This window comes from Solwaraspora sp. WMMA2101, assembly GCF_049179175.1.
Lineage (GTDB): Bacteria > Actinomycetota > Actinomycetes > Mycobacteriales > Micromonosporaceae > Micromonospora_E.
Map to the genome: position 1 here is coordinate 4,382,136 of NZ_JBMHMA010000006.1, position 26,319 is coordinate 4,408,454.

The 26,319-nt window shown below is 69.1% G+C and carries 14 protein-coding genes and 2 pseudogenes; 5 read left to right on the forward strand and 11 right to left on the reverse strand.

The window, feature by feature from the left end:
* The first annotated feature begins 104 nt into the window (after positions 1-104).
* Both ACN28F_RS20930 and ACN28F_RS20935 read left to right on the forward strand, forming a co-directional pair.
* Positions 105-848 (forward strand): Crp/Fnr family transcriptional regulator, encoded by a 744-nt coding sequence (locus tag ACN28F_RS20930; protein ID WP_421359322.1) that lies wholly within the window; start codon positions 105-107, stop codon positions 846-848.
* The gene (locus ACN28F_RS20935) at positions 845-1,843 is read left to right on the forward strand and encodes a hypothetical protein (RefSeq protein ID WP_421359323.1); all 999 of its coding nucleotides are present in this window, start codon (positions 845-847) and stop codon (positions 1,841-1,843) included. Before ACN28F_RS20930 ends, ACN28F_RS20935 begins: the two co-directional genes overlap by 4 nt.
* Before the next feature lie 177 nt (positions 1,844-2,020).
* Here ACN28F_RS20935 and ACN28F_RS20940 read toward each other — a convergent pair whose 3' ends face one another.
* The 4 genes from ACN28F_RS20940 to ACN28F_RS20955 all read right to left on the reverse strand — a co-directional run bounded on the left by ACN28F_RS20940 (position 2,021) and on the right by ACN28F_RS20955 (position 7,326).
* Complete coding sequence (locus ACN28F_RS20940; RefSeq protein WP_289209621.1) at positions 2,021-2,503, reverse strand: hypothetical protein; 483 nt, start codon at positions 2,501-2,503, stop codon at positions 2,021-2,023.
* A 109-nt stretch (positions 2,504-2,612) separates the two neighbouring features.
* Entirely contained in the window at positions 2,613-3,341 is a 729-nt protein-coding gene (locus ACN28F_RS20945) for a winged helix-turn-helix domain-containing protein (RefSeq protein WP_421361457.1), read from the reverse strand.
* Positions 3,342-3,406: 65 nt separating this feature from the next.
* Positions 3,407-3,790, reverse strand: coding sequence for a DUF1622 domain-containing protein (locus tag ACN28F_RS20950; protein ID WP_421359325.1), 384 nt, complete (start codon positions 3,788-3,790; stop codon positions 3,407-3,409).
* 101 nt (positions 3,791-3,891) lie between these two features.
* Positions 3,892-7,326, reverse strand: a complete 3,435-nt coding sequence (locus tag ACN28F_RS20955; RefSeq protein ID WP_421359327.1) for a helicase-related protein — start codon at positions 7,324-7,326, stop codon at positions 3,892-3,894.
* 419 nt (positions 7,327-7,745) lie between these two features.
* On the opposite strand from ACN28F_RS20955, the gene ACN28F_RS20960 reads away from it, so the two are divergent.
* A complete protein-coding gene (locus tag ACN28F_RS20960) occupies positions 7,746-10,136 on the forward strand; it encodes a DEAD/DEAH box helicase (RefSeq protein ID WP_421359329.1) in 2,391 nt (796 codons plus the stop codon).
* 13 nt (positions 10,137-10,149) lie between these two features.
* On the opposite strand, the gene ACN28F_RS20965 is transcribed toward ACN28F_RS20960, so the two are convergent.
* The 6 genes from ACN28F_RS20965 to ACN28F_RS20990 all read right to left on the reverse strand — a co-directional run bounded on the left by ACN28F_RS20965 (position 10,150) and on the right by ACN28F_RS20990 (position 17,305).
* The gene (locus ACN28F_RS20965; RefSeq protein ID WP_289209626.1) at positions 10,150-10,815 is read right to left on the reverse strand and encodes a dihydrofolate reductase family protein; all 666 of its coding nucleotides are present in this window, start codon (positions 10,813-10,815) and stop codon (positions 10,150-10,152) included.
* The gene (locus tag ACN28F_RS20970) at positions 10,815-11,324 is read right to left on the reverse strand and encodes an SRPBCC family protein (RefSeq protein WP_421359331.1); all 510 of its coding nucleotides are present in this window, start codon (positions 11,322-11,324) and stop codon (positions 10,815-10,817) included. The genes ACN28F_RS20965 and ACN28F_RS20970 overlap by 1 nt, the downstream gene beginning before the upstream one ends.
* Before the next feature lie 3 nt (positions 11,325-11,327).
* The gene (locus ACN28F_RS20975; RefSeq protein WP_421359333.1) at positions 11,328-11,669 is read right to left on the reverse strand and encodes an ArsR/SmtB family transcription factor; all 342 of its coding nucleotides are present in this window, start codon (positions 11,667-11,669) and stop codon (positions 11,328-11,330) included.
* A 287-nt stretch (positions 11,670-11,956) separates the two neighbouring features.
* A complete protein-coding gene (locus ACN28F_RS20980; protein WP_421359335.1) occupies positions 11,957-13,402 on the reverse strand; it encodes an ATP-binding protein in 1,446 nt (481 codons plus the stop codon).
* 303 nt (positions 13,403-13,705) lie between these two features.
* Entirely contained in the window at positions 13,706-13,981 is a 276-nt protein-coding gene (locus ACN28F_RS20985) for a hypothetical protein (protein WP_289209630.1), read from the reverse strand.
* Positions 13,982-14,164: 183 nt separating this feature from the next.
* The gene (locus ACN28F_RS20990) at positions 14,165-17,305 is read right to left on the reverse strand and encodes a hypothetical protein (RefSeq protein WP_421359338.1); all 3,141 of its coding nucleotides are present in this window, start codon (positions 17,303-17,305) and stop codon (positions 14,165-14,167) included.
* A 433-nt stretch (positions 17,306-17,738) separates the two neighbouring features.
* Here ACN28F_RS20990 and ACN28F_RS20995 point away from each other — a divergent pair.
* Positions 17,739-24,194, forward strand: a pseudogene (locus tag ACN28F_RS20995) (ricin-type beta-trefoil lectin domain protein); the annotation flags it as partial.
* A 5-nt stretch (positions 24,195-24,199) separates the two neighbouring features.
* On the opposite strand, the gene ACN28F_RS21000 reads toward ACN28F_RS20995, so the two are convergent.
* A complete protein-coding gene (locus ACN28F_RS21000; protein WP_289205445.1) occupies positions 24,200-24,961 on the reverse strand; it encodes a transposase family protein in 762 nt (253 codons plus the stop codon).
* A gap of 133 nt (positions 24,962-25,094) precedes the next feature.
* On the opposite strand from ACN28F_RS21000, the pseudogene ACN28F_RS21005 reads away from it, so the two are divergent.
* Positions 25,095-26,282 (forward strand): annotated as a pseudogene (locus ACN28F_RS21005) (polymorphic toxin-type HINT domain-containing protein); the annotation flags it as partial.
* Positions 26,283-26,319 lie beyond the last annotated feature (37 nt).

The window sequence follows — 26,319 nt, forward strand, 5'->3', positions numbered from 1 at the left end:
CCGTCGACCACAAGGAGCGATGTCCCACTACTATGGAAGCGGTTACCGTCCTCATCGACAGCGGCACGATCCCGTGGCCGGCCGCCGCGACTGTGGGGCGTTCGATGAATCATCCGCACCGACCCGTCGCGGTGGGAGCCACCATGTGGCGGGCCGGCACCCTGCTCCACTCACTTGCCGAAACCGACCGGGAGGCGCTCGCCAGCCTCGGCACCGAGCGGCGGTTCGCCGCCGGGGCGGCCCTGATGCTCGACGGCGACACCACCACCGATGCCTTCCTGGTGCTGGCCGGCTGTGTGAAGGTGCTGGGCGGGACCGCCGACGGACGCACCGTACTGCTGACGCTGCGCGGTGCCGGGGACATGGTCGGTGAGCTCGCCGCGATGAACGGCACCCCTCGGGCGGCGTCGGTGTTCACCGCGACGAGCGTCCGGGCGCGGGTGATCTCCGCCCGGTCGCTGCGGACCTTCATCGCCGAACATCCGCAGGCCGCCACCGCGATCCACGCCTCGGTAGCGGAGAAGTTCCGGCGGGCGACCCGGCACCGGGTCGACTTCACCACCGCGTCCACCCTGGTCCGTCTCGCGCTGGCGCTGGAGAACCTGGCCGACGTCTACGGCCGCGGCCACCCGTGCGGGATCCGGATCGAGGTGCCGCTGAGCCAGCCGGAGCTCGCCTCGCTCGTCGGCGTCTCCGACCCGAGCCTGCAACGGGCCTTCCGCACCCTGCGCCAACGCGGCGTGATCAGGACCGAGTACCGGCGGCAGATCGTGTGCCGCCCCGACCTGCTGCGGCGGCTGGTCGCCACCGGCACGCTGCCGCCAGCGGAAGGAGACGACCTGCCGTGACCCGACCGCAGACCCCGTACCGGTTGAGCATGTTCGTCGACGTCGAGGGCTACAGCAAGCGTTCCGTCCCCGGCCAGCTGGACGTGCAGGACCGGCTGCTGCGGGTGGTCCAGTTCGCCTGCGAGCGGGCCAGGATCCGGCGGCTGGACCGGGACAACGTGCAGGACCACGGCGACGGGCAGTTGGCGGTACTGCCCGAGGACACCGATCTCGGGCAGGTCCTCCCGAGGCTGATCCTCGGCCTGCGACACGGACTGTACGAGGCGAACGCCGAGCCCGGCGCGGCCGGCCGGATCCGGCTACGGGCCGCGTTCGCCGGTGGCAGCACCGGACGTGGTGCCACCGGCTTCGTCGGACAGGCGGTGATCCTCGCCGGTGACCTGGTCGGCTCGCAGGTCTTCAAGGACGTGTTCGCCGCGCCCCGCAACGCCGCCGCCGACCTGATCGTGATCGTCGACGACTTCCTCTACCGCGACGTCATCACGAGTCACCGCTACGACGGGGTGCCGGCGGACGCGTTCGACGCACAGCCGGTCGTCGCGCGCGCCAACGGTGCCGGCGAACCGCCGTCGAAGGTGCAGGTCTGGTACCACCTGCCGGCGTCCGGCCCCGCCCCGGACCGACGGGCGGCCCGGACCGTCTGGCGCGGGGTCCGCGCGCCGCTGACGCTGGTCGGGCTCAGCAAGGTCGCGACCCGGGTACGCGAGAAGCTCGGCGTCGGCTCGGGCGGTCTTCCGGTCGACGCCGTCGGCGACGCCCTGGACTGGCTGCGCGACGACCAGCACGATCTCGGCGACCTGGTCGCGCTCGGTGCCGCGATCGACCTGTCGGCGCTCGGGCACGGCGACGACGACCGCGACGACCGGACCGACGAGATGACCCCTGGCCCCGCCCCGGACCCGGCCGCCGGTCGCAGTCGCCCCTTCAGCAGCGGGTACCACGACGGGTTCGCCGGCCCGACCTACGACGATACGGACGACTCCACCGGCCCCTGAGCGGGCCGACGAGGTCAGGGCTGGCCGACGAGGTCGGGCTGGCCGCCGGTGCGACCGACCGCACGCCGAAAGGGTGCCGGCGAGCAGAGCGCCGGCACCCTTTCACGGCTGGTACGCCGTACGGTCAGGTGGTCGATGTGGACGGATCGACGGACTGCCCGACCGTGGCGGGACGGATCAGGTGCAGGTGATGGCGACCGTCGGGGTGGTGACGCTGTCGAAGATGTCGGCCGCGCCGCCGTCGAAGTTGGCGTAGGCGTAGCCCATGGCGTGGTAGTTGCCCGGCACGCAGGTCACCATGTTCAGCTTGTAGGCGTAACTCCGGTTGGTGTACTGGACCCGGGCGCTGCCCAGGAAGGTGCCGTCGCGGTAGAGGGCGACACTTCCGCCGACGCCGGCGATCGTCTGGTTGCAGCTGACCTCGACCAGCGAGTAGACGGAGCTGGTGTAGATCTGCACCGGAGTGGTGATCCGGGTGGAGCATTCGATGGCCGCGGCCTTCGCGGCGGTGGCCGGGGCGGCCGAGGCGGGTGCGATCCCCGCGACGACGACGGCGGCAGCGGCGGCGAGGGTCGCGAAGACCCGGGCGATGGTGCGGCGGTGGGTGCGCAGTGGCATGAGGTTCCTTCCGGCGGTGGTCAGTGGTGCGAACATGTCCACGACCGACATCCTGATCAACCCGACTGAAGCTGGACTGGATCTTGACTGGATGCGTTCGGATGGACAGGGCTGCACCGCACCGGCCGGACCTCGACCGTCGTACCTGCCGTCAGGCCCGCAGGGCCGCCAGGTCGTCGACCATGACCTGCGGGTCCGCCCGGGGTGCCAGCACGAGCTTGTAGCCGACCTGTCGGACGGTGCCGATCATCGACTCGTACTCGCTGCCGAGCTTCGCCCTCAGCCGCCGGACGTGCACGTCGACGGTGCGGTGGCCGCCGAAGTAGTCGAACCCCCACACCTCCCGCAGCAACTGGTCGCGGGTGAAGACCCGCCCTGGGTGCTGGGCGAGGAACTTCAACAGCTCGAACTCCTTGAAGGTCAGGTCGAGCGGCCGGCCCTTGAGTTTCACCGCGTACATGTCGGGGTCGATCGCCAGATCGCCGCAGGTGACCATCGTCCCGGTCGCGCCGGCGGCCGCCGCCCGTCGGGTGACCAGCAGCCGCAGCCGGGTCTCCACCTCGGCCGGGCCGGCGGTGGCCAGGACGAGATCGTCGAGCCCCCACTCGGCCGAGACCGCGATCAGCCCGGCCTCCTCCACCACGGCCAGCAGCGGCACCCGCAGCCCGGTGGTGCGCAGCATCCGGCAGGCCGCGCGGGCCTCGGCCAGCAGATGCCGGGCGTCGACCAGCACCACGTCGGGGTCCGGCCCGGAGATCAGGGCGGCCATGTCGTGACCGGCGACCCGGACGGAATGCGGCAGCAGGTCGAGCGCCGGCAACGCCCGGCGGGCCGGGTCGGTGTGCGGCCGGGTCGTCAGTACGAGAATCTCCACGGAAATGCCACCCTCCAGCCGGCGCGGTGATCCAGCCGCAACCAGCTTTCCGTACGAGTGTTTCCGTTCCGCTACGTGTTGGTGCCGTCGCGGGTCGCGCTGGCGCCGGCGGCGGCCGGCTTGCCCCACGGCCACCGCCCGTCGAGCTCCACCTCGAGGGAGAAACTGAGAAAAGTTCGCACCGCGACGATCAACGCGAGTACGCCGACACTGGCGAAGGTGGGGGAGATGGCGACGGTCCGGATGATGTCCCCGGCGACCAGGAACTCCAGGCCGAGCAGGATCGCCCGGCCGATGTCCTGCCGGTACCGGCGGTACGTCGCGCGGGTGTCCTGACCCCGGAACACGCCCTTGAGGTAGATCACGGTGCCGACGGTCAGCCCGACCAGGATGATCAGTACGCCGGCGGCGTCGATGGCCTTACCGATCGACAGGACCACCGTCTCGAAGTCCATCGGTGCGTTTCCCATCGGGCCGGCCCGACGCGCGGGCGCGTCCTTACATCACCACTCCACCGCACTCTAGGACATATGTGTCTTTCGTGCAGTTCAACCCGTTAGTACGGAGCGACGCCGGCGGCCCAGGACTTCGGCCAACTGACGCGTAGTCCGGTGGCCGGGAGGTCGCCGAACTCCACACCGGCGAACGGGTCGGCGACGTAGCGTACCCGGTCGTGTTCCGGGCCCGCCGCGCTGACGAGGACCATGGCGAGCCGGTAGTCAGGGGCGGCGTTGCGGCCGGTGACGATCTCGTTGTGGGTGACGTGGAAGTCGTCGGCACCCTCGATGCGGGCCTTCACCTCGATCCGGATGGACGAGCCCCCGTCGGCGGTGAGCGAGAGGATATCGTAGCCGGGGTTGGCGTACGGCTGTTCCTGTGGCACTCGGCCGAGGGCTCGTTCAGCGGCGAGGACCAGCTCGACGCCGCGTCGTTCGACCGCGTGGGTCTCCCGGGCGTGGATCGGAGCGTCCGCCGGTATCGCGTCGCCGACCATCGCGAGTGGCAGGACGAGGGCGGCCGTCATGATCTGCGGCGGCTTGATGATCGATTCGACCTGACGATCCAGCAGCGCGAGCCGTTCCGTACGACGTACCTGCAGCTCCTTGGCCTTGCGGAGCAGGCTGTCGGCGCTTTCTCTTGGTTTGACGCCGGACCGTTCCTTCGCCTGCGCGTCGGCTGCTTCCCGGTGTAGCCGGGCAGCTTCGTACGTCAGTCGCTGGTCGACCCGTTCCCGGGTCCGTTCGATCTCGGCGCGCCGTCGGTCGGCAACCTCGGTGAGGTAGCCGGCGAGCTGATGCTTGCTGATCCAGGCGCGGGCTTCGGACTCTGCGGTGGCGAGCCACCGCAGAGTCCGGGCATTCTCCACTGCGGGTGTCGGTGGTGCCGGTGCGCAGTCGAGATACGGCGCCGGCCCGGCCGGGGCGACTCGGCCGCTGGCGTCGACGTACGCGTAACTGAACCGCCGGGCGACCATCTCTCCGGTACCGTCGACGACCTCCTCGCTCACCCCGACCAGCACGGCCGGCTCCTCGACCTGCGGAGACACCAGGACGGTGCCCCGTTCGAGAACACCCCGCAGTTGCTGGAGGACGCGGTCGGCGACGGCGTCGTGCAGCGGATGCCGGGGTGCCAGCAGGTCGGCCCGGGGCCGGCCGTCGACGTCGATCAGGTCGAGAGCGAAGGTGACCCGTTCATAGCGCGACGAGACCGGTCCCCAACGGCTTGCGGCCTGGACGGCCGGCGGGACATGGCTGATCTCGTATCGGCCACGTTCCCGTCGGGCGAGTCGGCCGCCGAGATACCCGAAGGCACGGCGGAAGGCCCACTCGATGTAGTGCGGTTGCAGCCGGCGGGCCCGAGCTTCCTCCATCTGCCTGCGCACCCGGGCCAGGTCGGCGTCGGACATGGCGTCGTGGGTCAGCGCCCGGTCCTCCAGCAGTTCCTTGAGACCGTGGGCAACCTTGTCGTCGATCACCTTCTCCATCCGGGCCCGGGTTTCCGGGCGGTCACCGTAACGGATGGCCTCGATGAGCAGGTCGCGCAGTGGCGTTTCGTCGAAAGCCGATCCGAGAACGTCGAAGACCTTGCCCCCGTAGGCTTTCCGTTGCTCCTCGACCTTCCACAGCAGCCGGGTGAAAACTTCCCCTTCGCGGGTGTTGGCGGCTACCAGGTTCCACAGCCGGCACACCTCGGTCTGCCCGATCCGGTGCACCCGACCGAACCGTTGCTCGATACGGTTCGGGTTCCACGGCAGGTCGTAGTTGACGACCAGATGGGCCGCCTGCAGGTTGAGGCCCTCACCCGCCGCGTCGGTGGCAAGCAGCACCTGACACGTGGGGCTCTTGGTGAATTCCTCGGTGACCGCGCGTCGATCGGCGCGTCCGACACCGCCGTGGATCGCGCGGACCGCGTCGGTCCGGCCGAAGAGCGAGGAGATCTTGCGGGACAGGTAGTCCAGGGTGTCGCGGTGTTCGGTGAAGATGATCAGCTTGCGGGGGCGGTCTGCTCCGGGACGGAGCAACTCGTTGTCCTGGAATATGCGGCGCAGCTCGACCCACTTGCGGTCGGTGTCCAGGTCGCGGACGTGCTGGGAGACCTTGATCAGACCGGCCAGCTCGGCGAGTTCGGCGTCGAACTCTGCGATCGTGGCGGCCGTGGTGGCCGCATCGAGCAGCTCCTCCTCGATGTGTTCCATCTCGGCGGCGCTGTACTCGTCACCGTCCCAGTCGCCCCCGTCCACCGAGCGGAGCGAGTCGTGGGCAGGTCGGCCGCCGAGCAGGTCGTCCCGGCGCCGCCGCAGCCGATTGGCACGGCGCAGCAGAGACTGGTGGATCGCCTCCGGGCTGGAGGCGAGGCGGCGCTGAAGAACGGTGAGTGCGAATCCGACAGTGTGCCGGCGCTTGTCGTGCACACCCAGCCGGTCGGCCCGGTTCATACCCTCCCGTACATAGGTGGTGACCCGCTCGTACAGATCGCGTTCGTCCGGCGACAGATCGTAGGGCACCGTCTGGGCGATACGTTCGGGAAAGAGTGGCCTGCCGTCGAAAGTTAGTAAGTCCTCTTTGACCATTCGCCGCATCAGCCCGCTGGTGCTCGGATCGTCCACGCCGGCCTTGAACTTTCCTTCGAATCCGTCGCGTTCGAGCAGAGTGAGGAAGAGCTGAAAGTCCGCCTCCACGCCGGCATGCGGCGTGGCGGTCATCAGCAGCAGGTGCCGGGTCCGGTCGCGTAGCCGCTCGCCGAGCTGGAACCGCCGCGTCTTGTCGACCTTGCCGCCGTAGTAGCGGGCACCCATCCGGTGCGCCTCGTCGACGACCACCAGGTCGAAGTGGGCGTCGTCGAGCTGTGCCGACAGGACCGGGTTGCGAGCGAGTTGATCCATCCGAGCGATCAACAGCGGGCGCTGGGCGAAGACAGTGGTGCCGTACGCCGCCTCGGCCAGATCCGGGGCGAGCAGCTCGAAGCGGAGGCCGAACTTGAAGAACAGCTCGTCCTGCCACTGCTCGACGAGGCCGCCGGGTGCCACGATCAGGCAGCTCTTCACGTCGTCGCGGAGAAGCAGCTCCTTGATGTAGAGGCCCGCCATGATGGTCTTGCCGGCACCAGGGTCGTCGGCGAGCAGGAAACGTAGCGGGGTGCGGTCGAGCATTTCGCCGTACACGGCGCGAATCTGATGCGGCAGCGGCTGGACGTCACTGGTGGCCACGGCCAGCATCGGGTCGAACAGCCCAGCCAGCGAGATCCGTTGGACCTCGGCGACGAGCCGAAAGTCGTCGCCGTCGGCGTCGAATGGTCGGCTCCCCGCGTCCGATCGACGCAGCTTTGCCTCGTCGGCGCGGAACAGCATCCGTTGATCCAGCTTGCCGGCAGCGAGCCGGTAGGTCAGCTCCACAGCGTCGGCGCCCTGCGGCTGCGCGTAGATGACCTCTACGGTCTCGCCCGGAACGACACCGGTCACCCGCAGCCCGGACACCAGATCTTCCAGACGCACCAGCGGCCTCCACTCCAGACGGTGCCGCGCGACGCGGTACCGGGGACCGAGGGTACTGAAAGAGGCAGAACTGCAAAAGACGTTGCTGTGCCTGGTGGATCCGGTGGACTACCATCGCGCTCTGCGGCCCCTCGACCCTGATGGTGATCATGGATAGAACTGATCGGGAACAGATCCGCCGTTGGATTTCGGACTTCCACAACTGGGGCCGATCAGCAACGGAGTCCGTAAGCTGGCACCGGGCTGTCCGGGAAGCCGCCGACAGCGACGAGCGTTCGCTGTTGTCGCGCAGGGTAACGGTCCGCAGGTCCGGACAGACTGCCTGGTGGGTCCTCCCGCTCGGCGGGAGTGACACCGACGTGGTGCGCCGGCTCTGGGATCGAGCGCTACTTCCAGTTCCCGACGCTACCGATCGCGCCATGCTGCAGCTGCTGACCGTCGGCGTCCCGCGCGCGATCGCCGACGTCACGCCGATGCTCGGCCTGAGACGCATCTTTGCTGGAGCAGCAGTCAAGCAGCGGGCGGCACAGGCTCACGATCTTCTGCGCCGGCAGCATGCCGAACTGCTCGCCAACCAGGGGCCTGACCGGTTGGACCTGCTCAGCTGGCCGACCGGGGAGATCGACCCGCACCGGCTCGGGCTCGATGCGCTGCTCGACCCGGCACTGCAGTTCAAGCCCTTCATCCAGTGGGTTGGCAAGAAGCCGGAACTGGTCGACAGCTCCGCGCTGGTCGGCCTCCGTGAGGCGCTGGACACCATCGACAAGGTGGTCGCGAGCGAGTCGACCTTCCGATCGGCAGCAAAGGAAGCCGGCCAGAAGATCAGGCACGCCGAAGTAACACGGATCCTGCGAGAGATGCCCGCCGAGAAGCTCCGCGACGCCACCCGCGAGCGGCTGAGGCTGGGCACCCTCGCCGCAGCGAGGATCACCACAGTGCAGAACGTGCTGGACAACGCCGGGCGGCTGCATCGACTGCCCGGCATCGGTGAAACGACCGTCCGGCACATCCGTGCGGCTGCCGAGACGCTGCGCCGGACCACCTTCGACGAGATGCCCGTGCGGATCGACATCAAGAAGCGCCGGCCGGAGACGACGGAGCTGTTACGGCGGCTGGCTGACTGGGACGCCTGCCGGCAGACGCGGGGTGCCGCCGCCGACCTTGAGCGGGCGAGTGAACTCGCTCCGCTGCGGCCACTCCTGCACCCGGGCGTCACCCATCTGCTCGTGGCTCCGACCCGTGGGTTGGACGCGGCCGGGCTCCGCGAAAGCATCCAGGTCGTCAAACGCCGGGCCGAGCTGCTCGGCATGTCGTCGACGCCGGGCCGGTCAGCGACGGCTGGACGGGACCCGTGGGCGGACTTCCTTGCCCGACCAGCCGACTACTTCGCGATGCTCGCCGAGTTGGGTTTCCTCACCGAGGACGAGAAGGCGACGCACGGGCACCTGCCGGAGGAGATCATCCAGGCGGTTCGCGACCAGTCCCTCAGCGGCGAGCACCTGACCGCATCGCTGCGCGGATATCAGAGCTTCGCCGCCCGCTTCGCGCTGGTCCAGCGCAAGGTGATCATCGGCGACGAGATGGGACTCGGTAAGACCGTCGAGGCGCTTGCCGTCCTTGCCCATCTACGCAGCCGGGGCGCACACCATTTCGTGGTTGTCTGCCCCGCTGCGGTGGTGACCAACTGGATGCGCGAGGTGGCCGGTAAGTCGAAGCTGCGCCCGCACCGGCTGCACGGGCCGGAGCGGACCCGGGCGGCACGAGCGTGGCAGCGTGACGGTGGCGTAGCGGTGACCACCTACGAGAGCCTGGCGTGGTGGGAGACAAGTCTCCGGAATGTCCCGGAGCTGGGATGTGTCGTGGTCGACGAGGCACACCTGATCAAGAACCCGCAGGCCAAGCGGACGATCCGGACCCGGAAACTGATCGCCGGCACGGACCGGGCGGTCCTGCTCACCGGTACTCCGCTGGAAAACCGGGTGGAGGAGTTCCGCAACCTCGCCTCCTACGTACGACCCGAGCTCGTGGTGAACGCCAGCGACCTGGCACCGCGGACCTTCCGTCGGCAGATCGCCCCGGCCTATCTGCGGCGCAACCAGGAGGACGTACTCACCGAACTCCCGGAGCTGGTCGAGGTCGAAGAGTGGCTTCCGCTGTCCGCCGCCGATTCAGCTCGCTACCGGGCAGCGGTCCGGGACGGCAACTTCATGCAGATGCGACAGGCGGCGATGCTGGAGGGATCGCGGTCGACCAAGCTGCAACGTCTGGTCGAGATCGTCGCGGAGGCAGCGGAGAACGAACGCCGGGTCATCGTCTTCTCCTACTTCCTGGACGTGCTGAAGCTGGTCGCCGACTCCCTGCCGGGCCCGGTATTCGGCCCGCTCAGCGGGTCGGTGTCGCCGGCGCGACGACAGGAGATGGTGGACCAGTTCGCGGCGGCCCGGCACGGTGCCGTGCTCGTCGCCCAGATCACCGCTGGCGGCGTCGGGCTCAACATCCAGTCCGCGTCGGTGGTGGTGATCTGCGAACCGCAGCTCAAGCCGACCGCCGAGGCGCAGGCCATCGCCCGAGCACACCGGATGGGCCAGGTCCAGTCGGTGCAGGTGCACCGGCTGCTGGCCGAGGGCAGCGTCGATCAGCGGCTCACCGAGATGCTGGCGGGTAAGCGACGGGTCTTCGACGACTTCGCCAGGGTCAGCGACATGGCGGCGGCCACCCCCGACGCGGTGGACCTCTCCGAAGCCGACCTGGTGCGCGAGGTCATCGCAGCCGAACGCCAACGTCTCTTCGCCACCAGCGCCGAGTCGTGATGGCACCGCCGCGCTACCGCCGGTGTACGGCGTAGGTCAGGTGCGTCACCCGGGTCGACGGCTCCGAACGGATCGGCTCCAGCGTGACCTTGGACGGGTCCACGCCGTCGAACAGGCGGGTGCCGGCGCCGAACAGCACGGGCGCGAGGGCGATCGAGAACTCGTCGACCAGGCCGGCGTTCACGTACTGCAGGATCGTCTCGCTGCCGCCGGCGATCCGGACGTCCCGGTCGCCGGCGGCCTCGCGGGCCTGGTCCAGCGCGCGGTGGATCCCGTCGTCGACGAAGTGAAATGTGGTGCCGCCCGGCCGCTCCCACAGGTCCCGCCTGTGGTGGGTCAGCACGAAGACCGGGGTGTGGAAGGGCGCCTCTGCCGGCCATGCCCGCTCGCCGAGGTCGAACATGCGCCGGCCCATGATGCTCGCGCCGGTGCGCGCGAACGTCTCCCGGGCGATGTCGTTGGCACGCCCTTCCTCGCCGCCGTCGCCCAGCTTCAGGTTCTCCCGAAAGAACCGCAGCGGGAACATCCACGCCTGCAGCTCCATCCACTGCGCCACCCAGTGCGCCAGTCTCGGGTCCTGCTCCCGCTGCTCGGGCGTGGCGAAGATGCCCTCCATCGACTCGGGCGCGCTGAAGCCGTCCAGCGACATGGACACGCTGACGAACACCTTGCCGGCCATCAGCGATCCTCCTGCCGCCGCTGGGCGAGCTCGGCGACGTAGGCCGCCAGGTTGCTCAGCGTCTGCTCGCCGCCCTCGATCGCGTGGTACTTCTCCACGGCCTGGTCGCGCAGCTCGCGGGTGGGGAAGACGGTACGCATCACGATCCGGGTCGCTGCACCGTCCGGCGCGAAAGCCAGGGTCGACTCGAAGGCGTTCGGATCGTCGCTGGACTCACCGTGCAGCAGCGCGATCCGCTGCGGAGGGACGATCTCGGTCCAGGTGATCCATTCGGAGTAGTCGGTCCCGTCCGGGCCGTGCATCACGAAGTCCCACTCGCCGCCGACCCGGAACTCGAAGGACCTCGTGGTGGTGCTGAACCCCGCCGGACCCCACCACTGCGACAGGTGCCGGACCTCGGTGAACGCCTCGAACACCAGCTCCGGTGGGGCGTCGATGACCCGGGAGATCACGATCTCCCGGTCGGCCGTCGGCGGCTCCGCCGGTGTTTCCCGCTCTGCTCCTGCCATCGGTCATTGCTCCTGTCGTGTCTGCTTGAGGTCCTGCACGTAGGCGTCCAACCGGTCGAAACTGCCGTTCCAGAACTGCTCGAACCCGCCGACCCACTCGTGGATCGGCCGCAGGCCGCGCGCGTCCAGGCCGTAGAGGCGCTGCTTGCCCACCTCGCGGACCCGCACCAGCCCCACCTCGCGGAGCACCCGCAGGTGCTTGGACGCCCCTGGCTGGCTCATCCCTAGCTCTTGGGCCAGGTCGGTCACCGGCCACTCGCCTGCCCGCAGCAGCGCCAGGATGTCCCGGCGCTGCGGCTCGGCGATCGCGTTGAAGACGTCCGACGTCGTCGCTGCTCGTGCCACGGCAGCCATCATATTCCCATAACGGAATGCGTCAAGCCGCCTGCGGTCGTGGTCCTCGACGATCTTGCACTTATCGAGAAGATTTATCGGGTTTGTCGGTCGATAAGTGCAAGATCGTCGTGATCTTGAGGCGCGGCGCCAGTCAGGTCACCCGTCCAGCCTCCAGGGCGCGGGAGTGCACGCCCTGGTACGTCTGCTGGTCGACGTCGAGCCGCCGTACCGGATGCTGCACCTCGCCAGGGCCGCCGCCGCGATCGCATAGCACCGCAGCTGCCTACCGCGTCTGCCTACCGCGTCGTGTCGGAGGTGTGCCGGTAGACGGTCGGACGGCCCTTACCGCCGTCCTGGGCCACGAGACCGTGATCACGTAGCCCGCGCAGCGCCTTGCGGATGTTGGGCGCGGACAGGGCTAGTGCGCCGGCAAGCTCGGCGACGGTCTTCGGGCCAGGGGCGAGCGCATCGTAGATGCGCCGCTCGGTGTTGTTGAGGCGTGGTTCTTGGGCACCTTGGGCGGAGGCGTGCAGCAGCACCGTGAACCGGATGCTCGTGTCGATGTACTGTGCCGGCGGTAGTGCTTGCGCCGCCAACTCCTGGGCGATCGTGGGGATGCCGCTGGCGAGAGCTTCGATGACTCGCCCGCCGGAACCGGTGGAGCGGACGTGCTGGCAGATGGCGACGAGCAGTCCGTTGCGGGCAGAGGTGACGGCGTCATGGCCGAGGCGATCGACGGTGATGCCGTACAGGCCCCCAGGGTTGGTCACGACGAGCCGGTCACGGCGTAGCCGAACCTCGATGGCGAAGGCTTGCGACCAGTTGTCGAGGTCGCGGTGGATCAGCGCGTTGGCGATGATCTCGCGGAATGCAAGCAACGGGTAGGCGGGCTGATCTGTGACGTTCCCGTCCGGATTGGCGACGATGGTCGTGTCGAAGGTGCGGCGAGCCCAATCGAGGGCGGCGTCCAGCATGCGCGGGATGGGGCCGGTGATCGTGACCTGGTTCCGGGCTCGCGCGGCGGGTGGATCCCCGGGTAGCGGTTCAGCGGCTGCCTGGATGACGTATCGAGGAAAGAACTGCTGTGGATGGACACCGAGGGCAAGCAGGCCGGCCACCGTAGGTTGCCCTCCAGCCACGGTCACGCCGGCGCGGCGGAGCAACTCCATGTCATCATCGAATCGCCCGAGTCCGGTTCGGTCCCGTTCGCGGACGGTCGCGAGGAACGAGCCGATCAACTCATGGTCCAGGTCGTCGACAGTGGCGCCGTCGACCGGCTGACGGTCGAACAGCGGGGGGCGTCGAGCGGCCAGGAACCCCTGGGTCTCCACGTCGGACAGCGGGAAGTCGCCGTCGTAGCCGCGAAGATATCCCGTGTTGGTGGCGGTCACCCGGCATGGCTTGGCGGACGGGTCGCACTCGTGGACATGAGCCACGACGACCGGGTGCCCGTCGACCAGCCCATCGTCGATGGAAAGGCGGACCGGCGGGGTGTAGGCGCGCGCCTTGGCGGCAAGGCCCTGCTTGAGGACCTGCGGATCCGCTAGCGGCACGGGGCGAAAGCCGGCACGCTCATCCAGGCCGAGGATTATCGTCCCGCCGCCAGGGAGGTTGGCGAGCGCGCTCAGCGATGCGGTCAGTGAGGTAGGCAGCCCCCCGCCTGCTGACTTGACCTCGATGCTCGTGGTGTCGCCACCAGCCGCGCGCAGCGCCCGAACCAGGCTATCCAAGTCTTCGACCACGCGACCAAATGTAACTCCAGCCTGGTTACATTTCAAGCATTACGGTTACATTTCGAGTTACATTTTTGGGTGAGGGTGACGTGGAGGGCAGCAACTTTGCCTACGACTCTCGCGTCGACCGCCTGGGTCGGCTGCTCAGTGGGCGTCACCAAGGGCCGCGTCTCCGTACCAGGCCAGCTACTTCGACGACGGCGACATCGCCGCGACCGCCTGACCTACGCCCCGTCACCGGGTCAGGGTGGGGCGCGGTGAGGCCGATGGCGGTGGCCACCGACCGGGGTGCCGGTCGGTGGCCCTGGGCCGTCAGTTGTACATGTACAGGTAGTAGTAGCCCTGCGGCTCACCGCTGCGCCACTCGTAGCGGCAGCTGTAGTAGCGCCACACCCCGGCGGCGGTGAGGCTCTCGCCGAAGTACCGGCACGCCTCAAGGGTGTAGTAGGTGCCGAAGTGGTAGTTGTCGGGGGCCGCGTACGACGCCGCGCTGGTGGTGGGTGATGCGGCCTGGGCCGGAGCCGCGGCGCCCACCAGCAGGGCTCCGCTGACGCAGGCGAGAGCGAGGGCGGTGCGCAAGGTACGCATGGGCCTTCTCCTCGGGTAGGAAGCACTTCCGCCTAAAAATAGTTGTCCTTCGATCAACTTTCGGCGCTCCCCAGAAAGGTTTCCGGCATCCGGGTAACCCCTCGAACCTGTCGACAGCGCGCCAACTCCGCCCCATCGGCGCGGATCAGTCCGCCAGGGTCGACGACGCGCGGTCCGCCAGGATCAGCCGAGACCCTTCACGCCCGGATAGACCGTGTTGGAGAGGACCTGTACGTTGGTCCCCGCGTTGGTGGTGGAGGGGTGGTAGACCCGCAGCTGTCCGTCCGATGTCCACCGGGCCCACATGTCGGGGATGCCGTCGCCGTTGAAGTCGGGCGTGCCGACGACCAGGTCGACGCTCGCAGCCGACCAGCCGGTGCCGTAGGAGACATCGCCGTTGCGGGAGGCCGCCGCCGTCTTCAACGAGTTCAGGTCGACGCTGCCGACGACGGTGCCGGGCCGGCCGTGCCGGATGTTCATGATGCCGTTGTCCAGGTCCCGCCAGAGCAGGTCGGGGGTGCCGTCCCGGTCGATGTCGGCCACGTTGACGATCTCCCGTCGGGCCCAGGCGGTGCCCTCCATCAGGGTCGCCTGTTGGAAGCTCGCCCCGGTGTAGCCGCTCAACGTCCAGAACGCGGTGCCGGCGCGCAGCACCAGATCGGGGTGCCTGTCGCCGGTGATGTCACCGACTGCCTTGAGCTGGGTCCAGGTGGCCGGGGACGGTACGCCGGGCGGCAACTGCACGCGGATTCGGTCGTCGACGTTGAAGCTGCCGTACCCGTCGCCGGGGTAGAGCCAGAAGCCGCCGTCGGGGGTGCGGGCGAACAGGTCGGTCACTCCGTCGCCGGGGAATGCGTCACCGTGTTTGGTGATCAGCGCGGCCCGGCCGCTCGCCGGGTCGAACCAGTGCCCGACCGGGTTGAGCTGGTTGCCGGCGCGGTAGGAGGCCGGCAGGGATTCGTACAGGGCGCCGCCGGTGTCGCCGGGGTAGGTCCGCAGATTGCCGTCGGCGTCGATGACCGTCAGGTCTGGCTGTCCGTCGCCGCCGGTGTCGCCCGGTCCGTCGGCGACGTCACGCGGCGGTACGTAGAACGTGTGGTCGGTACGTGCGCTGCGGTTGCCGGCGGCGTCGTAGGCGTACACCTGCAGGGTCGTCGGCCCGGAGTGTCGTGGCCGCAGGGCCGGGACGGTCGCGGTGCCGGCGGTGGCGTCGACGTAGGTCGTCTCCAGGCCGCCGAGTGCGTAGCTGAACCGGGCGGCGTCGGCTGCCGTGAACGTCGCCGCTCCGGTCTGGCCGAACTTCACGCTCGCCCAGGTGGCGGCGTCGGGCGTGGCGGCGGGGAAGTCGTCGCTGACGACGACGGGTGCCGGCGGGGCCGAGGCGTCGATGACGACCCGGCACAGGGGGCTGCCGGGTGGGAACCAGGTGGACACCTCGCCGTCGGTGTCCTCGGACCGGACGTCCCAGGTGTAGGTGGCCCGGTCCTCCAGTGTGGTGGCAGGGATGGTGAGGCTCGCTCTGCCGTTGCTGAGACTGGTGACGAGCGTTCCGGGCGGTGCGGTGGTGCCTTCCTTCCAGAATCGGAACCGCAGGCCGCGCAGGTTGCCGTCGGCGTCGCCGCCGGTGGCGGCCAGCACGAGGTTGGTCCGGCCGACCACGGTGGGCGGTGCGGGGCTGGGCGCGCACGCGCCGCCGGGTGAGACCGTACCGTTGGTCGGTTCGCTCGGCGGGCGGTTGAACACCACGGTCAGCTCGGTGGCGCTGACCCGGAACTTGCGCCAGGTCAGGGTGTCCGACTCGGAGGTGGCCTGCATCCCGAAAGTGACATTCGACCACCCGCTGTCGGCGGCACGCCGAGCGGCGTGAAGGGCGTTGAAGCCGACGTACGCGTCGGCGCACTGGTTGCCGTATCCGTGGGCGAATGATCGCCGCTGCTGTTCGGTGACCCAGGCCGGTTGATGGTTCCAGGTGGTGCCCGACGAGATGGCACCGGCCAGCCACAGCTGCATTTCGCGGGCTTCGCAGGACCAGGAGTGGACGTTGAGCACCCGGAACGTGGCGGAGCTGACCGTGGCGCCCTTGATCCGGGTGTCGAAGGCCATCCGCCAGAAGCTGCGAGTCCACAGCGGGGTGTCCTCTTCGTAGCCGACCCGGGCTTCGGTGGTGCCGTTGTTGAAGTTGGTGCCGTTCCAGGTGTTGGTGTTCGGGTGCTGGTGATAGACGGTCGCCCAGGCCTGGGTGGTGCTGCGCATCGTCGGGTCGAGGAAGATCGGGAAGCGTACGTCCGGGTTGTCGAGCAGGCCGGTGGCGGCGGCGTCCAGTCGCAGTTGGGCGTCGCCGGTGCCGTCACCGTCGAGGCTGCTGGGCATCGGGGCGACAGCGGCGCCGGGTTCGGCGCCGCTGAGCCCGGACAGGCGCAGGACGTCCGCGGTGGTGGCCACGGAGGTACGCGTGGGCGCGTCGGGAGCTTCGTCGTCGCGGCCGGAGGAGTCCCAGGCGAACGGGGTGGGGATGGAGCTGATCTCGGTGCCGCCGGCCCCGTCGAGGACGGAGACTCCGCCGGTGACGGGGTCGTGGCGGAACACGGCGGTGGTCGACCGCAGCCCGTAGCTGAGCTGCTGGACGGCTGCCGAGGCGGCGGCCTGCGGCGTCTTGACGATCAGCAGCTGTCCGAAGCCGCCGTCGTCGCGGACGACGATCAGCAGGTCGACGCCGGGCAGCACCTCCGGGTAGAGGGCGCGGGGGCCGTCGAGGACGGGCTCGGGCAGTGGGCCGGGCCAGGTGTACGCGACGGTGTGCCCGTCGATGTCCAGCTCGGCGAGCACACTGTGGACGGTAGGCGGGGCGGTGTCGGGCTGGTATCGGGCGGGGGCGTACCGGGCGGCGGGGCCGCCGCTGGAGAAGCGGACCGGCGTCGCGGGGTTGACCGGCCGTACGCCGAGACCGTTTTCCGCGGCGGCGACCTGGGTCAGGTCGGTGTCGATGGGGGCCCACTGCCCGGACGCGTCCTGCGCCCGTTGCGGGATGGAGTGCGTGGTGGTGCGGAGCTGTCCGTCGGGTCGCGCCCAGGTCTGTGCGGTGGCGGTGGTGTCGGTGTCGATCAGCACCTCTTCGCCGGTGCGTCGTGCCTCGTCGAAGGCGGCGGCTTCGTCGCGGGGGGCGGCGGGTGCGGCCTCGGCGGGCTGCTGCGGCGCGGACCGGTCGAGGGCGGGCACGATCCACGGCAGGGTGGTGGCGACGAGTGCGGCCGAGATCAGCGCCACCGTCACGGTGAGCCGGGTACGGGTGCGCACGAATGGGCTGATCAGGCGAGACGCGGTCACTGCGAGCTACTCCCGTGGGACCCGGCGGGCAGGGGGCACTGTGGACGCCACTGCGCCCGGTCGTCAGCTGCGGTGCAGAAGCCCGGTCACGATCGCACGACTCGTGCCGCCGGGTCATGCATCAATGTCGTTATAAATCTGTTATATACGACAGCTGTCGATGTCGTAGCTGCCGGCTTTCTGGTCGTACGTCGCTTTTGCCGATAACAACTGATCCAAATATTGGATTGGTGCATTTGATCGGTTCCCGACCAGATCGACGGCACTCGGCCGGCATTGACCCGTGACCGAGCTCACTCCGGCTCCGATCGGGACTCCACAATGTCACTTGAGTGTCGGCTCAAACTGACGCACAGTGCTCACGACCGTGCCACGCCCGGCGTGTGCTCTCGCGGTCCGTCCGCATTCTCTTCACGCCTGGGAGTCGACGCGCATGCGTGGAACCGGTCCACTGTCCTGGCAGCAGGGCGACCGAGCAGCCCGTACCGGACGGGGTCACACCATCCGGCACCGCGCCCGCCGCGCCACCCTGCTGCTGCTCACGGTCGTCATGACCGTGACGGTGCTGCCCGCCCAGGCGTGGGGCGTGCCCGGCCCCGGGATGAGCCGCACCGGACTGCAGGTCGAACTCCCCGACCTGCCGCAGACCCCCCAGCTGCACCAGGACGAGTCCGCCGAATCCGACCTCACCACCGCCGACGAGGTGCCGGTGGTGCCGTACGAGCCGGTGGCGGTCACCCCCTGGACCTCCGGCGACGGCACCGTGGACCTGACCGGGCTCGCCGCCGGCGAGACGCTGCCGGTCGACGACCTGCCGGTGGCGCTCGGCGTACCGGAAAATGGTGATCCGGCGGCACTTGCCGGCAGCTGGGCCGTCGGCCTCGCCGCCCCCGAAGCGTCCCAGGCCGCCGGCGTGGCCGGCCTGATCATGAAGATCACCCCGCCGGCGTCCGCCGACCCGGCCGCCGAGGTGGCGCTCACCGTCGACTACACCACCTTCGCCGACCTGTACGGGCCGCAGGCCGCCGACCGGTTCGGCTTCCTGCTGCTGCCCGACTGCGTCTACGACGACCCCGACGGCGGCGACTGCGCCACCGGCGACGGCGGCGTCGGCGAACGCGCCGGCGCGCAGGCCGGCGGCTCCGGAGTCACCGACACCGGCGAGATCACCCCGATCGCCAGCCAGGTCGCGGTGGAGTCGACCCGACGGGTCGTCAGCGGCACCGTACCGGTCGGTGCGCTGCTCGCCGCATCGTCGGACGCCGGCCGGTCCGCCGCCTCGTCCACCTCGTCGAGCGTGGTCGGTGTGCTGGACACCGGCGCGTCGGCAGCCGGTGACTACACCGCCACCCCGCTGCTCTCCTCCGGATCCTGGGCCGCCGGCTCCTCCTCCGGCGCGTTCACCTACGGCTACCAGATCGAGGTGCCGGAGGCGACCGGCGGACTGGTGCCGCAGGTCAACCTCTCGTACTCGTCGCAGTCGGTCGACGGGCGGACCTCGGCCACCAACAACCAGGCCTCCTGGATCGGTGACGGCTGGGACTACGCCGCCGGCTCGATCACCCGCAGCTACGCCAACTGCCGGCAGGACTCGACAAAGGCCGGATCCAACAACGCCAGCCACCGCACCGGGGACCTCTGCTGGGGGTCGGACAACGCCACCCTGTCCCTCGGCGGCATGACCACCGAACTGGTGTGGGACGGCGGCACCTGGACCACCGCCAACGGCGACGGCTCCCGCGTCGAACTGCTCACCGACACCGGGCTGGCCAACGGCGACGCCGACGGCGAGTACTGGGTGGTCACCACCCGCGACGGCACCCGGCACTGGTTCGGCCGGCACCGGCTGCCCGGCTGGTCCACCGGCGACCCGGTCACCAACTCCGTGCTGACCGTGCCGGTGTACGGCAACCACGCCGGCGAGCCCTGCTACCAGGCCGGCAACTGGGCCGGGTCGGCCTGCACCCAGGCGTGGCGCTGGTCGCTGGATTACGTCGAGGACCTGCACGGCAACGCGATGAGCCTGTGGTGGGCCAAGGAGACCAACTACTACGCCCGCAACTTCAACTTCAAGGACCCGGTCCGCTACGACCGCAGCGGCTACCTGACCCGGATCGACTACGGCCAACGCGCCGACAGCATGTACTCGGCCGCGCCGCTGGCCCGGGTCGCCTTCACCGTCGCCGAACGCTGCTTCGCCGAAGGCGCACTGACCTGCACCGACGCCAACTTCGCCAGCACCAACCCGAACAACTACCGGATCTGGTACGACACACCCGCCGACCTGCACTGCACCGCCGGGCAGAAATGCTGGAACTCGTCCCCGGCGTTCTTCACCCGCAAACGCCTCGACCGGATCACCACGTCGGCGCAGCGCCAGTCCGGCTCCACCGCCCTGCAGACCGTCGACGAGTACCGGCTCAAGCAGTCGTTCCCGATCCTGCGGACCGGGCTGAACACCGCCCTGTGGCTGGAGTCGGTCACCCGTACCGGACACGGCCGCAACGGCGCCGGCGCGATCGCGCTCAACGCCGTCCGCTTCGAGGCCCACCCCGACGACATGCCCAACCGGGTCCGCCGCGACGACCGGCCCAACTTCTCCCGGCTGCGCATCGGCCGCGTCATCAACGAGTACGGCGGCGAAACGATCGTCACGTACAAGCAGCCGACCGGGGCCTGCGCCACCGGCACCGGCCTGCCCGGCAAGAACGACACCGCCGCGTTGAAAGCCAACACCCGGCTCTGCTACCCGTCGTTCTGGCACCCCGACCCGGCCGTCGAGGTCATCGACTGGTTCCACAAGTACGTCGTCGACACCGTCGAGGAACTACCCGCGATCGACGGCGCGTTCCCCACCGTCACCCGGTACTCCTACGCCGACGCCGGCTGGAAACTCGCCGAGCAGGAGTTCACCAAGAAGTCCACCCGCACGTACTCGCAGTTCGCCGGCTTCGCCAAGGTCACCGTCGTCACCGGCGACGACGACCCGGCCATCGGCAGCGCCCGGACCAAGTCGGTGACCCGCTACTTCCGGGGCATGGGCGACAGCGTCTCCGTCCGCGACATCGACGGCACCGTCATCGCCGCCGACGCCGAACCGTTCGCCGGCCGCATCGCCGAGGAACTCACCTACACCAGCGCCGCCGACGCCGACACCGCCTGGCTGACCCGCAGCGTCACCGTACCGGCCGCCACCGAACTGGCCCGCCGCGACCGCGACGACGGGCTCAGCCCACTGCGCGCCTGGCGGGTCACCGAACCCCGGCAGATCACCTACACCCGCTCCTCCGGCACCGGCGACGACACCCGCACCCAACGGGTCGTGGAAACCCGCACCACCTACGAGACGGAGTACGGACTGCCGACCCGGGTCGAGTCGCTCGGCGACACCGGCCGCACCGGCGACGAGTCCTGCACCAACTTCGGCTACGTCCACCGGACGGACAAGCACGTCATCGGCCTGACCCGGCAGGTGCGGACCAGTCCCACCCTCTGCGCCGACGCCAACTTCGACGACCTGACGACGCTGAGCGCGGCAAGCCGGGTCGGCTACGACAACCAGGCGTACGGTGCGGCCCTGACCGCCTCGACCCGGGCGCTGGTCACCAGCTCCTGGTCGCTGAAGGCCGACGGCAGCGGATACCAGCCCGACGGCAGCGTCGCCTTCGACGCGACGGGTCGGGTCGTCTCCCGCACCGACCCGGACGGAAAGACCTCGACGACCACGTTCGAACCGGCCACCGGGCAGGCGTACCGGGTGACCGAACGCAACTCGCTGGGCCACAGCCAGACCGTCGAGGTCGACCCCGGCCGGGGCGTCGCCGTCCGCAGCACCGACCCGAACGGCCACGTCAGCCAGGCCACGTACGACCCGCTGGGTCGCCTCGTCGAAGCCTGGGCCCCCGGACGGACCCCGACCGCCGGCGCCGTCCCCGACTTCAGCGCCGAATACCACCTGCCGGTCGGCAAACCGCCGTACGTGGTCACCCGCAGCCGCGGCCACGAGAACCGGGTCGAAACCGCCGTCACCCTCTACGACGGACTCGGCCGGGAACGGCAGAGCCAGCAGGAAGCCGTCGGCGGCGGCCGGCTCATCAGCGACACCCTCTACAACACCTCCGGTGAGATCTGGCAGACCAACAACGCCTACTACGCCGACGGCGCACCGAGCGGCCGACTGTTCACCCCGCTCGCCGACACCACGGTGCCGAACGCCACCCGCTACACCTACGACGGCCTCGGCCGGGTACTCACCGAGATGCCGGTGCTGCGCGGCACCGACGCACCCGAACGGGCCACCCGCTACGAGTACGGCACCGACCACTCCACCGTGATCAACCCGGCCGGCGCGCCGTCGTACCGGGTCTGGTCCGACGCCATCGGCCGCACCACCCGGGTCGACACCTTCACCGACGCCGCCCGCACCGCGTTCACCACCATGCGGTACGAGCACGACGCCCGTGGCCAACTCGCCCGCGCGTACCACTCGGAAGCCCTTGACCACCCATGGACCTGGTCCTACGACCAGCGGGGCCGGTTGACCACCGCGAACGACCCGGACACCGGCACCACCACCATCGGGTACGACCACCGCGACCGACCGCTCACCACCACCAACGCCCGCGACGTCACCGTCTGGAACGGGTACGACGAACTGTCCCGGCCGGTGGCGCAGCGACTCGACGGGCCGGCCGGCACCCTGCTGGCCGAGTACAGCTACGACACCGCGCCGGGCGGCACCGGGCTGCCGGCGACGGCGACCCGCTACACCGACGGGTTGGCGTACACCCAGCAGATCGGCGGCTACACCGACGACTACCAGCCGACGTCGACGACGTTGACGCTGCCGCAGGAGATCGCCGACACCTGGGGGCTGGCCCCGTCGTACACGTACTCCTACTCCTACACCGACACGGGGCTGCCGGCGTCGGTGCGGATGCCGGCGGTGGGCCGGTTGCCGGCCGAGGAGGTCCTGGTCCGCTACACCGCCGACGGGCTACCGCTGTCGGTGTCCGGTCAGGACTGGTACGGCGCGGAGACGGTCTACTCGCCGTACGGGCAGGTGCTGCGGTCGACGCTGGGCGCGCAGCCGTACCGGGTGTGGACCACGGCGTCGTACGACGACGCCAGCGGCGCGCTGCTCGACCAGCGGGTGTTCCGGGAGCAGACCGGTGATCAGGCGGTCGTGCCCGGGAACCTGGTGTCGCAGCGGTCGTACGGTTACGACGCGGCCGGCAACGTCACCGCGATCCGGGAGCACGCGGCGGGGATCGCGGAGCGGCAGTGTTTCAGCTACGACGGGGTGGGTCAGCTGACCCGGGCGTGGACGTCGGCCGATCAGTCCTCGTGCGCGGCGGCTCCGTCGGCCGCGACGGTGGCGGCCGGTGCGGACGGGGCCGGCTACTGGCAGGAATACGAGTACGACCTGCTCGGTAACCGGACCCGGCTGGTCGAGAAGGATCTGACCGGTGACGTCGCGAAGGACGCGACCAGCACCTACACGTACGGGAAGTTGGACGGTTCGCAGCCGCGCACGTTGACGTCGGTCCGTAAGTCGTATGTGACCTTGTCGGGTGCGCAGGTGACGGCCGAGGCGAAGCGGCTGTACGAGGCGACCGGTGAGACGAAGTCGGTGTCGTCGCTGCAGACCGGCGACGCCCAGACGTTGTCGTGGACGTGGGACGGGCAGGTCGAGCGGATCGCCGGGCAGGGTCAGGGCGGTAAGACCGCCTGGGTGGGTCCGGCGGGGCACTGTCTGGATCTGGCGTACGGGTTGGCGGTGCCGGGGCAGCGGATCCAGTTGCATTCGTGTAACCGGACCCCGCCGCAGCGGTGGGCGTTCACCGTGGCCCCGGGTCAGGTGGACGCGGATCTGGGGTCGATGCGGGTCTACGACGACTGGTGTCTGCAGCCGGTCGGGACCACTGCCGGGTCGCTTGTGCAGTTGCAGCGCTGTGACGACGGTGCCGGGCAGCGGTGGATCCGTACCGGTGTCGGTCAGCTGCGGCATGCGGTGTCGGGGTTGTGTCTGGCGACCCTGGGTGGGGCGACGGCGAACTCGACCCCGATCGTCCTCGCCACCTGTGACGCTGGCGCGACAGCGCAGTTGTGGTCGGCGCAGGACGAGACCCGGCACATCTACGGCCCGGACGGGGCCCGGCTGCTGACGGTGCAGGACGCTCAGGCGACCCTGCACCTGGGCGACGCCCTGCTGACGGTGGCACGTGGCGGGGTCAACGTGACCAGCCAACGCACGTACCCGGCTCCGGGTGGGGCGGTGATGCGTTACGCCTACGGCACCAGCCCGGCCGCGTTGGCCGCGGTCGCCTCGGATCATCAGGGCAGCCCGTACGCGGAGGTCAACCAGTCCACGGGTATGCCGGTGCGGATCGTCAAACGCGACCCGTACGGCAACGAACGCGCCACCACACCCCTCGCGGTGAATCTGCAGACCCATACCGGGTTCCTCGGCGCGACCCGCGACGACTCCTCCGGCTACACGCCGCTCGGGGCGCGGCTGTACGACCCGGAGGTGGGTCGGTTCCTGTCCGCCGACCCGGTCCTGGACCTGGCCGACCCGGCCCAGGCCAACGGCTACACCTACGCCCACAACAACCCCGTCACCCACTCCGACCCGACCGGCCTGTCGATCAGCCTCACCGCCTCCGAACGCGCGGCTGCGCTGGCCGGGGTGGGTCTGTCCGCCGCGCAGGTCTCCCAGGCCCGATCGGCCGCCGGCCGGACCATGACCTCGGTCATCCTGTCGGTGGCGTGGGACGTGTTGAAGGAGTTCATCGGCCTCGACGCCGCGCTGGGCTGCTTCGGCGGCAGCGTCTGGTCCTGCGTCGACCTGGTCACCGAGTTCATCCCCGCCATTAAGATGTTCAAAGAGGTCTATTCACAGGCGATCCTGTAGAAGTGCAGCCCGATGGCACAGGAGATCGTTTCTGTGAAGGTCGCGAGCGGTCTGCGGTAGTCGGTGTGCAGGATTCTCCAGGTCTTCAGATTCGCGATGACCTGTTCGACGACCCAGCGGATCTTGTTGACCTGCCTGTTGTATTCCTTCTGCCACTCTGTGAGCTCGCCGCCCTTGGGCTTCTTGTACGGGGTGATCATGCCGTTGCCGACGTATCCCTTGTCGCCGATCCAGCCTGCAGGATTCAGGCTGACGAGAACACCGGTGTCGTTGATCGCGTACGAGTCGTGGTGGTTGCCGGTGACGGGATCGGAGACCCAGACGAGCGCGCCGTCGAGGGTGCAGGCGACCTGGACGCTCATGCCCGTGGTCTTGTGCTTGCCGGAGTACAGACAGCGGTCCGTGCGCCATGACCAGCAGGGGAACAGGGTGCCGTCGACGATGTACTGGACGGTCGGGTCGAGCTCGTCGGCGGTCGGCACGAACCCCGCCAGCACGCGGTCGAGGACCGGGGTGATGGCGGTGACCGCCCGTGAGATCGTCGACTGGGAGACGCCGTGCGCCTCGGCGATCTCCGCTTGGACGCGGTTGCGCCGCATGTAGGTCAACGTGACCACGAGGGCGCGGTAGAGGCCGAGGATCGGTGGCCACGGTTCCATGCCCAGGTTCCGGCATTCGGCGCGGACCAGCACGCAGAGGTCGCGGATCTGATCGGTCGTGAAGCCGGTGGTATGATACATGTTCGGCGGTCCGCTTTTCTTTGGTTGTTGTGTGGTAACTCCATCCTATGGGAGGGCGGGCCGTCTCATTTATCAGGGGGTCCACTGTGGGCTATCGAGGCCCTGCTGAATAAGCCTCAAAGCGTTCGGCCGGATCGTCAAAGCCGTCGAACGCACCTTCTCCGCGATCAAAGCCTGGCAGAAAGCCAAAGCCGCCGCCCAGGCCGTCCTCAAAGCGGCCCGCGCCGCCGAAACCGCCGCGTTGAACGCGAAGAAAGCCGCCGCCGAACGCGCCAAACGCGCCGCCCAGGCCCTCGCGAAGAAGGCTGCCGACAAGGCCAACACCACCAGCAACAAAGCCGTCAACGCGTCCAAGAAGACCGGCAACCCCGTCCAGAAACAAGCCCAAGCCAAAACCAACCCCAAAGCCTCCAGCAGTGGCGGTGGCCGAGCCAGCGGCGGCGGTAAGAACACCTCCAAACCCGGCGGCACCACCGGCGCCAGCTCACGCTCCAACGGCGGATCCAGCGGCGGCAACTCCTGCGAGAACCCCGCCAACAGCTTCACCCCCGGCACCAAGGTCCTGATGGCCGACGGCACCACCACACCCATCGAGGACGTCAAACCCGGTGACGAGGTCATCGCCACCGACCCCGAAACCGGCGAAACCGAGGTGGAGACCGTCACCGCCACCATCACCGGCGACGGCGTCAAACACCTCGTCAAGATCACCATCGACACCGACGGCCACCACGGCGACGAGACGGCCGAGATCACCGCCACCGACGGCCACCCCTTCTGGGTCCCCGAGCTGGGCGAGTGGATCGACGCCACAGACCTGCAGCCCGGCCAATGGCTCCAGACCAGCTCCGGCACCTGGGTCCAGATCACCGCCATCCAACGCTGGACCGTCCCGCGAGCCGTCGTCCACAACCTCACCATCAGCCACGTCCATACGTACCATGTAACCGCCGGTGATACGCCGGTACTCGTCCACAACTGCGGGCCGACGGAAGTCGATGCAAAGCTCGCTCGTGATCGCGCGGAAGGGCTGCAAGGAATTCGGAATGATTATCCGAACGCCGTCAATCATGGCACTACTTCGGTTATCGGCGTTTACAACAAAACAACCCGCCAGTGGACTAGTCACATCGCGATTAATGGCGATGGCGCAATGCCCGACACGTGGACGCTTGGGCCTGGCGAGAAGTTTGTTCGCGGTGCTGGGCATGCCGAGGAGACCATCCTGAATAACTTAGGGGCGGATGAGGTAGTAGGCTTCGGTGGTACATCTCGAAACATCTGCCGAAGTATCGTAAGTAGTCCCAGTTCCCGTGGGTGACTTTGTGTAGTCGGACAGTTGGTGCGTGCTCCGGCAG